12 protein-coding genes are annotated in these 13,356 nt (G+C 61.1%); 9 read left to right on the forward strand and 3 right to left on the reverse strand.

Going from position 1 to position 13,356, the window contains the following annotated elements:
- Positions 1-48: 48 nt before the first annotated feature.
- A complete protein-coding gene (locus M5B43_RS01875) occupies positions 49-522 on the reverse strand; it encodes an Lrp/AsnC family transcriptional regulator (RefSeq protein WP_057013105.1) in 474 nt (157 codons plus the stop codon).
- A 144-nt stretch (positions 523-666) separates the two neighbouring features.
- On the opposite strand from M5B43_RS01875, the gene kynU reads away from it, so the two are divergent.
- Together kynU and M5B43_RS01885 are read left to right on the forward strand one after the other, a co-directional pair.
- Positions 667-1,917: a kynureninase gene (gene kynU, locus M5B43_RS01880; protein WP_248748536.1), complete on the forward strand. Its 1,251-nt coding sequence runs from the start codon at positions 667-669 to the stop codon at positions 1,915-1,917.
- A 63-nt stretch (positions 1,918-1,980) separates the two neighbouring features.
- Positions 1,981-3,387, forward strand: coding sequence for an amino acid permease (locus M5B43_RS01885; RefSeq protein ID WP_248748537.1), 1,407 nt, complete (start codon positions 1,981-1,983; stop codon positions 3,385-3,387).
- Here M5B43_RS01885 and M5B43_RS01890 read toward each other — a convergent pair.
- Positions 3,333-4,229, reverse strand: coding sequence for a LysR substrate-binding domain-containing protein (locus M5B43_RS01890; RefSeq protein ID WP_248748538.1), 897 nt, complete (start codon positions 4,227-4,229; stop codon positions 3,333-3,335). The genes M5B43_RS01885 and M5B43_RS01890 overlap by 55 nt on opposite strands.
- Before the next feature lie 82 nt (positions 4,230-4,311).
- Between M5B43_RS01890 and M5B43_RS01895 the strand changes: the two genes are divergently transcribed.
- The 4 genes from M5B43_RS01895 (at position 4,312) to M5B43_RS01910 (ending at position 8,991) form a co-directional block, all read left to right on the forward strand.
- Positions 4,312-5,076: a sulfite exporter TauE/SafE family protein gene (locus M5B43_RS01895; protein WP_248748539.1), complete on the forward strand. Its 765-nt coding sequence runs from the start codon at positions 4,312-4,314 to the stop codon at positions 5,074-5,076.
- A gap of 70 nt (positions 5,077-5,146) precedes the next feature.
- A complete protein-coding gene (locus M5B43_RS01900) occupies positions 5,147-6,043 on the forward strand; it encodes a LysR family transcriptional regulator (protein ID WP_248748540.1) in 897 nt (298 codons plus the stop codon).
- 157 nt (positions 6,044-6,200) lie between these two features.
- On the forward strand, positions 6,201-7,094 hold the full coding sequence (locus M5B43_RS01905) for an NAD-dependent epimerase/dehydratase family protein (RefSeq protein WP_248748541.1): 894 nt from the start codon (positions 6,201-6,203) through the stop codon (positions 7,092-7,094).
- A 451-nt stretch (positions 7,095-7,545) separates the two neighbouring features.
- A complete protein-coding gene (locus tag M5B43_RS01910; RefSeq protein WP_248748542.1) occupies positions 7,546-8,991 on the forward strand; it encodes a SulP family inorganic anion transporter in 1,446 nt (481 codons plus the stop codon).
- Between the two features lie 36 nt (positions 8,992-9,027).
- Here the strand turns inward: M5B43_RS01910 and M5B43_RS01915 are convergent, their stop codons facing one another.
- A complete protein-coding gene (locus M5B43_RS01915) occupies positions 9,028-9,408 on the reverse strand; it encodes a lysozyme inhibitor LprI family protein (RefSeq protein ID WP_248748543.1) in 381 nt (126 codons plus the stop codon).
- A gap of 247 nt (positions 9,409-9,655) precedes the next feature.
- Between M5B43_RS01915 and M5B43_RS01920 the strand changes: the two genes are divergently transcribed.
- From M5B43_RS01920 to M5B43_RS01930, 3 genes are read left to right on the forward strand one after another with little or no spacing between them, the layout of a single operon-like run.
- On the forward strand, positions 9,656-11,005 hold the full coding sequence (locus M5B43_RS01920; protein WP_248748544.1) for a gluconate:H+ symporter: 1,350 nt from the start codon (positions 9,656-9,658) through the stop codon (positions 11,003-11,005).
- A 12-nt stretch (positions 11,006-11,017) separates the two neighbouring features.
- Positions 11,018-11,878, forward strand: a complete 861-nt coding sequence (locus M5B43_RS01925) for a MurR/RpiR family transcriptional regulator (RefSeq protein WP_248748545.1) — start codon at positions 11,018-11,020, stop codon at positions 11,876-11,878.
- Position 11,879: 1 nt separating this feature from the next.
- Positions 11,880-13,343: a D-aminoacylase gene (locus M5B43_RS01930; RefSeq protein ID WP_248748546.1), complete on the forward strand. Its 1,464-nt coding sequence runs from the start codon at positions 11,880-11,882 to the stop codon at positions 13,341-13,343.
- The last annotated feature ends 13 nt before the right edge of the window (positions 13,344-13,356 follow it).

Raw genomic sequence — 13,356 nt, forward strand, 5'->3', positions numbered from 1 at the left:
AAGTCCTTAGGACTGGCCCCCTCCCACATTTGATTTATGGTGTTGCGGTCATTTGCGCAGGACCAGATCCAGCACCTCATCGCGATCCTTGATCTTCTGCAGCACAATCTCAGAGCGAATATCCATCACCCCTGCCGTGCGGTTCAGATGGTTCACAATGAAGTCCGAAAAGTGCTTGAGGTTGCGTGCCTGCACCCGCAGCACATAGTTGCTGGCACCGGTAATCACATACGCACTGGCCACCTCCGGCCAGCCCTGGACCTTCTTGATAAAGGTCTCATGCCAGTCCTCCACATCCTGACGTAACGACAGGTGCACGATGGCCTCCAGCTCGATTCCCAACTGCTCGGCATTCAACACGGCGCGGTAGCCGCTGATGATGCCTTCGCTCTCCAGCAGGCGTAAACGGCGCAGGCAAGCGGAGGGCGACAGCGCGACCTTTTCCGCCAATTCCTGGTTGCTGATACGCCCATCCTGTTGCAGGAAATGCAGGAGGCGCAGGTCGGTGGCGTCGAGAACCATGGTTAGAATAAATCCGCGTGTTTAGGGGTTAAATTCGAATTTCCTACAGCTTAATTAGCCTGTTACCCACCACTTTGCACGAAAATTCTCTAAAACTTCGTTCATTATTTGGTCCATCATCACGTATAAAAAACAGGACCGCCCATGACCACTCGAAGCCATTGCCAAGCCCTTGACGCCCAGGACCCGTTGGCGCCATTGCGCGCCCAGTTCGCCTTGCCTGCGGGGGTGATCTACCTCGACGGCAACTCCCTCGGTGCGCGCCCGGTGGCGGCGTTGGCGCGAGCGCAAGAGGTGATCGCCCACGAGTGGGGCGACGGCTTGATCCGCAGTTGGAACAGCGCCGGCTGGGCCGATCTGTCCCAGCGCCTGGGTAACCGTCTGGCACCGTTGATCGGCGCGCGTGACGGTGAAGTGGTGATTACCGATACCACCTCCATCAACCTGTTCAAGGTGCTCAGTGCCGCGTTGACGGTGCAACGCCAACGCCAGCCGGCGCGCAAGGTCATCGTCAGTGAGGCGAGCAACTTTCCCACCGACCTCTACATCGCCGAGGGCCTTGCGCAGTTGCTGCAACAGGGCTATTCCCTGCGTCTGGTCAACAGCCCTAATGAGCTGCCGCAAGCGATCGACCAGGACGTGGCGGTGGTGATGCTGACGCACGTCAACTACAAGACCGGCTACATGTACGACATGCCGGCGCTCACCGCCCTGAGCCATGAGTGCGGTGCGCTGAGCGTCTGGGATTTGGCGCACTCGGCGGGCGCGGTGCCCATCGACCTGCATAAGGCCGGTGCCGATTACGCGATTGGCTGCACTTACAAATACCTCAATGGCGGTCCGGGCTCGCAGGCGTTTGTGTGGGTCAACCCGGCGTTGGTGGATGTGGTACGCCAGCCGTTGTCGGGTTGGTTCGGCCACACGCGCCAATTTGCGATGGAGTCGGCGTACGAGCCAAGCGCCGGCATCGCCCGCTACTTGTGCGGTACCCAGCCGATCACTTCGTTGGCCATGGTGGAGTGCGGCCTGGAGATTTTCGCCCAGACCGATATGGCCCATCTGCGCACAAAGTCCCTGGCCTTGACCGACCTGTTTATCGCGCTGGTTCAAGCGCGCTGTGCCGCCCACGACCTGGTGCTGATTACTCCGCGTGAACACGCCAGGCGCGGTAGCCACGTCAGCTTCGAACACCCTGAAGGTTACGCGGTGATCCAGGCGTTGATTACCCGTGGAGTGATCGGCGACTACCGCGAACCGCGGATCATGCGTTTCGGATTCACCCCGCTGTACACAAGCTTCACCGAGGTTTGGGACGCCGTGGAAATCCTCGGTGAAATTCTCGACAACCGCACCTGGGACCAACCGCAATTTAAAGTGCGCAACAGCGTGACCTGAATAAACAGGGGACCTGTGTCATCAGCCAAACAGTGCAATCACAATAATAAAAGGGGCACACCAGTGACCACGCCAGACAACGGCTTTGCAGAGATTACCCACCGCGAACTGGGCCTTAGGCGCCAGCTCACTTCCGGCCAGATGAGCATGATCGCCATCGGTGGCGCCATTGGCACCGGCCTGTTCATGGGCAGTGCCTATGCCATCGGCTACGCCGGGCCCAGTGTGTTGGTGAGTTACGCCATCGGCGCGCTGATTACCCTGTTGCTGATGGGCTGCCTGGCGGAGATGACGGTGGCTCATTCCACCTCCGGCTCTTTTGGCGCTTATGCCGAGTTCTATATCAGCCCGCTGGCCGGGTTCCTGGTGCGCTATGCCTACTGGGCGGCGATTGTGCTGGCGGTGGGCGCCGAGGTCACGGCGGTGGCGATGTACATGAAGTACTGGTTCGCCAACGTACCGGAGTGGGTATGGATCGTGTCGTTTTCCAGCGTGCTGATCCTGCTCAATGCGATCAGTGTGAAGACCTTCGGCAACTTCGAATACTGGTTCTCGACCATCAAGATCAGCGCCATCGTCGGCTTCATCATCCTGGCGGTGTACGTGGTGTTCGGCTCCGGCAACCCGCAATACGGGGTGCAGAATTACACGGCCCACGACGGCTTTTTCCCCCATGGCTTGAGCGGTATGTGGATCGCGGTGATCGTGTCGATCTTCAGCTATCTCAGCGTCGAGATGATTGCGGTGGCCGCCGGTGAAGCCGCCGACCCGGAGCAGGCGGTGAAAAAAGCCTTTCGCGCGACGATCGTACGGTTGGTGGTGTTTTACCTGCTGACCCTGGCGCTGATGCTTGCCATCGTGCCGTGGAACCAGGCCGGCCAGGCGCAGAGTCCGTTCGTCACGGTGATGCAGACCATCGGCATTCCCGGCGCCACCGGGGTGATGAATTTCGTGATCCTGATTGCCGCGCTGTCGGCGATGAACAGCCAGCTCTACATCACCACCCGGATGATGTTCAGCCTGTCGCGCGCCGGTTTTGCGCCCAAGTCCATGGGCGCATTGAGCAAGAACGGTATCCCGTTGAACGCCTTGTTGCTGTCCAGCTCGGGGATCGCCCTGGCGACCCTGCTCAACGTGGTGTCCCCGCAAAGCTCGTTCACCCTGATGATGGCGATCTCAATGTTTGGCGCGATCTTCACCTGGTTCATGATCTTCCTGACGCACCTGTTCTTTCGCCGCTATCGCCAGCGACACGGTGGGCCGAAATTGTCGTTCCAGCTGCGCCTGTTTCCCTACAGCACGCTGCTGGGCCTGGTGCTGATGGGCGCGGTGATGATCACCACGTATTTCACCGAGGCGTTCAAGATGACCCTGGTGTTCGGTGTGCCGTTCCTGCTGATTCTGTCGGCGGTCTATTACGGGTTTTTCCGCAAGGGCAGGGACAAGGCGTCGAACAAGGCCCTGGCATAACCTGGCAACTGCTCGAACGAGCGCGCGCATAACACCAGCTTTCGGCAGGCCCACTCTTCTTGTAAGGGGTGGGCCTTGAAGGGGTGTGGCAACGGCCAGCGCGCCAGCGCGGCTTGGGGCACGATGCCCAAGCCGGCGCCTCGGGCGACCATGCGAATCAGCCCATCAAAGCCATCGGCGCGGATGCGTGTTTGCAGGCGAAACCCTGCGTGCAGCGCCTGTTCTTCCAGGTACACCGCCAGTGCGCTGTTGGCGGCCAGGCCGACATAGTCATGTTGCAGGCTGTCGATAAAGCTCACGCTGCTGCTCGCCAGGGGATGTTCCTGCGGCATGATCAACACCAGTGGATCGTCGCAGAAAGGGCGGGTCTGCAAGCCGTGGGTGTCCACGGCGTCGGAGATAACCCCCAGGTCAGCGCTGCCCTGGCGCAAGGCGTGGGTAATGCGCAAGCTGGGCAGTTCCTGCAGGTCGATATCGAGGTTGGGGTGCTCGCGCAAAAAGTCCGCCAGCAATTCCGGCAAGTATTCGCTCAGGGCGGTGGTGTTACACAGCAGGCGCACCTGGCCTTTGACCCCATTGGCGTATTCGGCCAGGTCCTGTTGCAGGTGTTCGGCTTGTTGCAGCAACAAGCGCGCATGACCCGCCAGGGCCTTTCCCGCTGCCGTGGGGGAAACGCCACGGCGGCCGCGCTCGAGAAATTCGATGCCCAGCGACGCTTCCATCGCCCGGATGCGCGCACTGGCGGCGGCCAGGGACAAGTGGCTACGGGCCGCACCGGCGGTGATATTGCCGCTGTCGAGAATGTGCAGGTAGAGGCGCAGGTCGATCAGGTCAAAGTGCATGGCATCAGCCTAAGGCAAAACAAGAGTCTGCCTCAGTATATGGCGAATTTTCGAGCCCATCGAAAAGCCCCACACTCTGCTCATGAATACCTTCCTTGCGTTCTATCAAGCGATTGGCCCCGCCTTGACCTTACTGGTGATGGCGACCTTCCTGCTGGCCGGCACCGTCAAGGGCGTGATCGGTTTGGGCTTGCCCACTGTGGCCATGGGCATGCTCGGCCTGGCTATGCTTCCGGCGCAGGCTGCGGCGTTACTGATCATTCCTTCGGCGGTGACCAACCTCTGGCAACTGGCGTTCGGCGGCCACCTGAGTGCCTTGCTCAAACGCTTATGGCCGATGCTGTTGCTAACGTTTCTCGGCACGGGGCTCGGTGCGCTATGGCTGTGCATGGGGGGCGGGCCTTGGGTGGTGCGCGCGTTGGGCGGGGCGTTGCTGGCGTATGCGTTGAGCGGGTTGTTCTTGCCCACCTTCCAGGTGAAGCCTCAAACCGAGCGCTGGTTGGGGCCGTTGATTGGGATGGTCACGGGCGTGATGACTTCGGCCACCGGCGTGTTCGTGATTCCTGCCGTGCCGTACCTGCAAGCCTTGGGCTTGAATCGCGATCAGTTGGTGCAGGCGTTGGGACTGTCATTCACCGTGTCGACGCTGGCGTTGGCCGCCGGGTTGGCCTGGCGCGGCGCCCTGGGCAGCGGCGAAATCAATGCCTCACTGCTGTCGCTGGTGCCCGCGTTGCTGGGAATGTGGCTCGGCCAGGTGGTGCGCCAGCGCATCAGTGCGGTGCTGTTCAAACGCGTCTTCTTTGTCGGTATGGCGCTGCTGGGTGGCCATTTGCTCGTCAGCGGTTAAAGATGAGCATCTGGCGCAGGTGGTCAACCTCTCGGTGTAAGCTGCTGTGCACCGATAACGAGGACCCCCTGTGAAAGCCCGATCCGATGAGCTACAGATTTTCGTCAGCGTGATTGAATGCGGCTCGATTTCCGCCGCCGCGGAGCAGGTCGGGCAGACGCCGTCGGCGGTCAGTCGTACCTTGTCGCGCCTGGAAGCCAAGCTCGACACCACGCTGATCAACCGCACCACGCGGCGCATGGACTTGACCGAAGAGGGCAAGTATTTCTTCGAGCAGGCCAAGGTGATCCTGGCGCAAATGGATGAACTCGAAGAGCGCCTGTCATCGCGCCAGAAGAACCCTGCCGGGCGCTTGCGCATCAATGCGGCCGTGCCGTTCATGCTGCATGGGATTGTGCCGTACATCGCCGAGTTTCGCGCGCTCTACCCGGATATTCAGTTGGAGCTCAACAGCGATGACTTGATCATCGACCTGCTGGAACAAAGCACCGACATTGCCATTCGTATCGGGGCGCTGGCCGACTCTACCCTGCATGCGCGCTCCCTCGGTTGGTCGCCGTTGCATATCCTCGCCAGCCCCGGATACCTCAAGCAACGGGGCACACCGACCTCGGTCGCCGAGCTGGCCGACCACACCTTGCTGGGGTTCACCCAGACCGAAACCCTCAACCATTGGCCGCTGCGTCACCTGGAAGGCGACCGTTGGCTGATTCAGCCCGGCATAGCCGCGTCCAGCGGCGAAACCTTGCGTCATTTGGCACTCGACGGGCAGGGCATTGGCTGCCTGTCCAACTTCATGACGGCCGACGATATCAAGGCCGGGCGCCTGGTACCGTTGCTGGAGACGTTCAACAGCGGCTATCGCCAGCCGATCAATGCGGTGTATTACCGCAACACGCAATTGGCGTTGCGCATCCAGTGCTTCCTGGACTTTATCCAAGCCAAGCTGGCGCGCTACGCCGGCTGATTCGTGACCGCTGCGCAAGAGTGAATTGGGCAATACGGGCTTATTCGTCAGGAGCGGCACCGTCATTATTTGGGCATACATCGAGTCGCACCTATGCAGCGTTGCTTGCGCTCGACAGCTCCTACACCCATCACTGACCCCGTCAGGAGAGTCCTCCATGAACGTATTCGTTACCGGCGCAGCCGGTTTTATCGGCGGTTCCATCGCCACCGGCCTGGTCAAGGCCGGCCACCACGTCACTGGCCTGGTGCGCAGCGCCGAGCAAGCGGCTGAAATGACCGCCCTGGGCGTTACCCCTGTGGTCGCCACGCTCGACGATGCTGCCGTGTTGACCGAACAGGCAAAAAAGGCCGATGCCGTCATCAACGCCGCCAGCAGCGACCATCGGGCTGCCGTGGAGACCTTGCTGACTGCGCTCAAAGGCTCGAACAAGCCGTTCCTGCACACCAGCGGTTCGAGCATTGTCGGTGATGCCTCGGGTGGTCAGTCCAGCGAGGCCATCTACTTCGAAGACAATCTGCCGGCGCCGACCGTCGACAAGGCCGCTCGTGTGGCCATCGACAACCAGGTTCTTGCGGCCGCCCAAGACGGCGTGAATTCGGCGGTGATCTGCAACACCCTGATCTACGGCCACAGCCTGGGCGTGAAACGGGACAGCGTGCAGTTGCCGCGCTTGCTCAAACAGGCCCGCAAAAGTGGCGTGGTACGCCACGTGGGCCCGGGGCAGAACATTTGGTCCAATGTGCATATTGACGATGTGGTGGCGCTGTATCTGCTGGCGCTGACGAAGAACGTGCCGGGGACTTTCTATTTTGTGGAAAGCGGTGAGGCCTCGTTCATCGACATGACCACCGCGATTGCCCAAGCCCTGGAGCTGGGACAGCCACAGGATTGGCCATTGGCCGAGGCTGAAGCCGAGTGGGGCTATGAAATGGCCAACTATGGCCTGGGCTCCAACAGCCGGGTGCGTGGCAAGCATGCCCGTGAACTGCTGGGCTGGGCGCCGAAGCGTACGTCTGTCGTCGAGTGGATTCGTCACGAGATGGCGTGATGTTTGGCTAGCACCGCAGTGTGGCCATCGAGGGCAAGCCCCCTCCCACATTTGATCGAGTACATCTGGGACGACGCGATCTGGTGTGGGAGGGGGCTTTTGCCCCCGATTGAAGCGGCTTGGTCTGCAAGGTTAGCCCCAAGACTGTCTCTGCGGAGTATTTGGTACACCGCATTCGTCCTTTGGGGGCGCTACGCGCCCCAACGCGGGACAAGCCCGCTCGCCACAACAAGCCCGCTCGCCACAGGTTACCGGTTGCTCGTTCTAGCGCTTAACTGACTGGCATTGGGGCAAGCCCCTCCCACATTTGACCGAGTACATCTGGGACGACGCGATCTGGTGTGGGAGGGGGCTTGCCCCCGATTGAAGCGGCTCGGTCTGCGAGGCTAGCCCCACCTGTCGCAATTCCGTACCATTCCTTGCCTTATCCCCCGCAATGCCTTGGTACTCCATGAATCTCACCCGTCTGCGCGCCGATGCCCTGGCCGGCCTCACCACGTCTTTTGCCTTGCTGCCCGAATGCATTGCCTTCGCCCTGGTCGCCCACCTCAACCCGCTGATGGGGCTCTACGGTGCCTTTATCCTCTGCACCCTCACTGCGTTGTTCGGCGGCCGCCCGGGCATGGTCTCGGGGGCGGCGGGTTCGATGGCGGTGGTGATTGTCGCGTTGGTGGTGCAGCACGGCGTGGAATATCTGCTGGCGACGGTGCTGCTGGGCGGTTTGATCATGATCGCCTTCGGCCTGCTGCGCCTGGGCAAGCTAGTGCGCATGGTGCCGCATCCGGTCATGCTGGGGTTCGTCAACGGCCTGGCAATCATCATTGCCCTGGCGCAGTTGGAACATTTCAAAAGCGGTGAGACTTGGCTCAGTGGCACGCCGTTGTATGTAATGGTTGGCCTTGTGCTGGTGACCATGGCCATCGTCTACCTGCTGCCGCGCCTCACCCGCGCCGTGCCGCCTGCGCTGGTGGCGATCCTTGGGGTGGGCTTGGCAGTGTATCTGCTGGGGCTGCCAACGCGAACGCTGGGCGACATGGCCCACATCGCCGGTGGCCTGCCGACGTTCGCGCTGCCACAGATCCCGTGGAGTCTGGAAACTCTCGGCATTATCGCGCCTTACGCGTTCCTGATGGCCATGGTCGGCCTGCTGGAAACCCTGCTCACCCTCAACCTCACCGACGAAATCACCGAGACCCGTGGTTACCCCGACCGCGAAAGCGTGGCCTTGGGTGCGGCGAATATGGTCTCTGGCCTGTTCGGTGGCATGGGCGGATGCGCGATGATCGGGCAGACCGTGATCAACCTAAGCTCCGGCGGGCGCGGGCGTTTCTCCGGCGTGTTTGCCGGGGTGATGATCCTGTTGTTCATCCTGTTCCTGTCACCGATGATCGAGCGGATTCCGCTGGCGGCGTTGGTGGGTGTGATGTTCGTGGTAGCCCAACAGACGTTTGCCTGGGCGTCGCTGCGGGTGATCAACAAGGTGCCGCTCAACGACGTGCTGGTGATCATGGCGGTAACGGTCATCACCGTATTTACCGACCTGGCCATGGCGGTGCTCTGCGGTATCGTTATTGCGGCGCTGAACTTCGCCTGGCAACAGGCCCGTGAGCTCTACGCGGATGCACATCTGGAAGCCGACGGCAGCAAGCTGTACCGCCTGCACGGCACGCTGTTCTTTGCCTCGACCACGCCGTTTTTGAATCAATTCGACCCGGCCAATGATCCGGCCCAGGTGACGCTGGACTGTCGTCACCTGAGCTTTGTCGACTACTCGGCGATTGCCGCGTTGATGACCTTGCGTGAGCGCTACGCCAAAGCCGGCAAGCACCTGCGCGTGCTGCATTTGTCAGAGCGCTGCAAGAAGCTGCTCAAGCGGGCCAAGGTTCACCACGACTGATTGAGCCTTTGTGGTGAGGGAGGCTTGCTTGCGCCGTTATGGCCCGACCAGGTCTTCGAGTTCCTGGGCACGGGTCTGGGTCATGTCCAGCAGGCAGCCGGAGCCGTTGACCTGATCGATTGTGCCGCCGGTGGCTGAACCTGCAAAGGCGCAGTTGGCATCGCGGTACTTGATCCACAGGCGTTGCACGTCTTGCAGTTGCTGTTTGCGCGCGCCGTCCTGGGCGGCGAGGGCGGTCTTGTAGGCGCGGTTCAGGCGATCGTCCTGCACCTTGGCTTCCTTGGCGTTGCAACTGACCATGTCAGCGGTCGTGTTGGCGCTGTCCATGCATTTCTTCAACGCTGCGTTGTCGGCGGCGTGGGCGGTGCCGCACAGGGCAAGGAGCAGGGCGCTGGCGGCGATTGAGGTGCGGGTCATGATCGGTTTCCTGGGCATGAGTGGAGGCGCATTCTATGACTGGAAGGGTGCGCGTGAGTTTCCGACAACCGCTGATCTTCATGTAAGAACACCCCTCGAATTTTCATGCGTTGGCGTTGGGCATGTCCTCCAGCGACAGCGCTTATCCGTGGGCGAAAATTACTTTCATAAAAATTGAAAATATTCCTTGGTAATGATTTGTGAGTTTCACAACTAATTCGACGTGACCCTTTCCAAGGAGTACCGCATGGCCACATCACCGGGCTTCGGGCTGTTGGCATACGCTGCCATCGCCATCATTGCATTGATCGTGCTGATTGCACGTTACCGACTCAACCCGTTTATCGTCATCACCTTGGTGTCGATCGGCCTGGCGCTGATGGCCGGGATGCCGGCGGACACGATCATGGGGTCGTATGAGGCAGGCGTCGGCAAAACCCTGGGGCATATTGCACTGGTGGTGGCGCTGGGCACCATGCTCGGCAAGATGATGGCCGAGTCCGGCGGCGCCGAGCAGGTGGCGCGCACGCTGATCAACCGTTTTGGTGAGCGTAACGCCCATTGGGCTATGGTCTGCATTGCGTTCCTGGTGGGGCTGCCGCTGTTTTTCGAGGTGGGTTTTGTATTGTTGGTGCCGATTGCCTTTACCGTGGCACGGCGCGTGGGCGTATCGATCCTGATGGTCGGCTTGCCGATGGTCGCCGGTTTGTCGGTGGTGCATGCGCTGGTGCCGCCGCACCCGGCGGCGATGATGGCGGTGCTGGCCTACAACGCTTCGGTCGGGCAGACCGTGCTCTATGCGATTCTGATTGGTATCCCCACCGCGATCATCGCTGGCCCCGTCTACGCCAAGTTCATCGTGCCGCGTATTGACCTGCCGGCGCAAAACCCACTGGAACGCCAGTTTATCGAGCGTGAGCCGCGTACCCGCTTGCCCAGTTTTACCCTGACCATGGGCACCATTCTGTTGCCGGTGGTGCTGATGATGATTGGCGGTTGGGCCAACGTGATTTCCACGCCAGGGACCGGCTTTACCCAGTTTCTGCTGTTTATCGGCAACTCGGTGATCGCGCTGTTGGTGGCAACCCTGGTGAGCTTCTGGACCTTGGGCCTGGCGCAGGGCTTTAACCGCGAGTCTATTCTCAAGTTCACCAATGAATGCCTGGCGCCGACCGCCAGCATCACCTTGCTGGTAGGGGCGGGCGGCGGCTTGAACCGCATTCTGGTGGATGCCGGTGTAACGAATGAAATCCTGGGCCTGGCCCATGCGTTCCATTTGTCACCCCTGGTGATGGGCTGGTTGTTCGCCGCGCTGATGCGTATCGCCACTGGCTCGGCCACTGTCGCCATGACCACGGCGTCGGGAGTGGTCGCGCCCGTCGCCCTGGGCCTGGGTTATCCACACCCTGAATTGCTGGTACTGGCGACCGGTGCGGGTTCGGTCATCTTTTCCCACGTTAACGACGGCGGCTTCTGGCTGATCAAGGAATACTTCAATATGACGGTGATCCAGACCTTCAAGACCTGGACCGTGCTGGAGACCCTGATTTCGGTGGTTGCCTTCGGCCTGACGTATGGTCTGTCCTGCATTTTGTAACCCGGAGAACCCATGGACATCCTCTACCAGATCCGCGCCCGCCAGGACTCTTTCAGCGCTGGCGAAGGGCGTATTGCCAAGCTGATGCTTGAGGATGTGGGGTTTGCCGCGTCGGCCAGCCTGGAGGCGTTGTCTGCGCGGGCCGAGGTCAGCACGGCCACGTTGTCTCGATTTGCCCGTAGCGTCGGCTGCCGTGACTTGCGCGATTTGCGCCTGCAATTGGCTCAAGCCAGCGGTGTTGGCAGTCGCTTCCTGGACCCGACAGGGTTGCCTGAACAGTCGGCGTTTCATCGGCAGATTCTCGGCGATATCGAAGCGACGTTGCGTCAGCACCTGTCTGGCTTCAACCAACACAGCTTTGTCGATGCGGTCAATCTCTTGGGCAAGGCGCGGATGATCCATGCGTTCGGCATGGGCGGTCCGTCGAGCTTGTGCAGTGACGAATTGCAGGTGCGCCTGGTGCGTTTGGGCTACCCGATTGCCGCCAGCCATGACCCGGTGATGATGCGTGTCACCGCGGCGACCCTGGGCCCGGAACAGGTTGTGATCGTGTGCTCGCTCACCGGCCTGACGCCCGAGTTATTGGACGTGGTGAAGCTGGCGCGCAACTACGACGCCCGTATCGTCGCCATCACCCTGGCCGATTCGCCCCTGGCACAGTTGGCGGATGTATTGCTGCCGTTGCAACCGGCTGAAACCAGTTTTATCTACAAGCCCACCGCCGCGCGCTACGGCATGTTGCTGGCCATTGACCTGCTCGCCACCGAGCTGGCGCTGGCCCTGCCGGACGACAACCAGGAGCGCCTGCGCCGGATCAAGCTGGCCCTGGACGATTATCGCGGCGGCCCTGACAGCCTGCCGCTTGGAGACTGATATGAAGTACGACACGTTGATTCGCCAGGCGCTGATCATCGATGGCAGCAATACGCCGGGCTATATCGCTGATATAGGGCTGCGCGGCGGGCGTATCGAAAAGATCGGCGATTTGTCGACCGCGCAGGCCGAGCATGAAATCGAGGCCAGTGGCCGCGTATTGGCGCCGGGATTTATCGACGTGCACACCCACGATGACACGGTGGTGATTCGCCATCCGCAGATGCTGCCCAAGCTTAGCCAAGGCGTGACCACGGTGATCGTCGGCAACTGTGGCATCAGTGCTTCGCCGGTGAACTTGCGTGGCGATCCGCCGGACCCGATGAACTTGTTGGGCACGCGTGAGGCGTTCTCTTATCCGCGTTTTGCCGACTACCGCGCTGCGGTGGAGCGCGCCCATCCGGCGGTGAATGTCGCGGCGTTGATCGGCCACACGGCATTGCGCAGCAACCATATGGATGACCTGTATCGCACCGCCACGCCCGGTGAAATCGCGGCCATGCGTGTGCAGTTGCAAGAGAGCCTTGAGGCGGGTGCATTGGGTTTATCCACTGGCCTGGCCTACGCCAGCGCGTTTAATGCCGAAACTGATGAGGTGCTGCAACTCAGTGAAGAACTGACGGCGTTCGGCGCGGTGTACACCACCCACCTGCGCAGCGAGTTCGAGCCCGTATTGGAGGCAATGGATGAGGCGTTTTTGATCGGCCGGCATGCCAGGGTGCCGGTGATCATTTCCCACCTCAAGTGCGCTGGTGCGGGTAATTGGGGGCGTAGTCCACAGCTGTTGGCGTCACTGGAAGCAGCGGCGAAAACTCATCCGGTGGGGTGTGATTGTTATCCCTACGCGGCCAGCTCTTCGACGCTGGACCTCAAGCAAGTCACCGATGCGTTTCGCATCACCATCACCTGGTCGACGCCGCAGCCGGAAATGGGCGGGCGCGACTTGCAGGATATCGCCGCCGAGTGGGGTGTTCCGTTGCTGGACGCAGCACGCCGTCTGCAACCGGCGGGGGCGGTGTACTACGGCATGGATGAAGCGGACGTGCGACGTATCCTCGCGCATCCATTATCGATGGTGGGGTCTGATGGCCTGCCGGAAGACCCGTTTCCGCATCCACGCCTGTGGGGCGCGTTCCCGCGGGTGCTGGGGCATTTCAGCCGGGATGTCGGGTTGTTCCCGCTGCACACTGCCGTGCACAAGATGACCGGCTTGTCGGCAGCACGTTTTGGCCTGGCCGAGCGGGGTGAGATTCGCGAAGGACACTGGGCCGACCTGGTGTTGTTCGACCCGCTGCGCGTGAGGGATGTGGCGGACTTCAAGGTGCCGCAGCGCGCGGCGGAAGGCATTGATGGTGTGTGGGTCAACGGGGTGTTGAGTTATCGCGATGGGCAGGCCAATGGTCAGCGACCTGGGCGGTTTCTGGCGCGTAGCGGGGATTTGCGTCGGGGTTTTTCGTCTCTATAGTGGGCGTTTTCAT

The organism is Pseudomonas sp. MWU15-20650, assembly GCF_023242475.1.
Lineage (GTDB): Bacteria > Pseudomonadota > Gammaproteobacteria > Pseudomonadales > Pseudomonadaceae > Aquipseudomonas.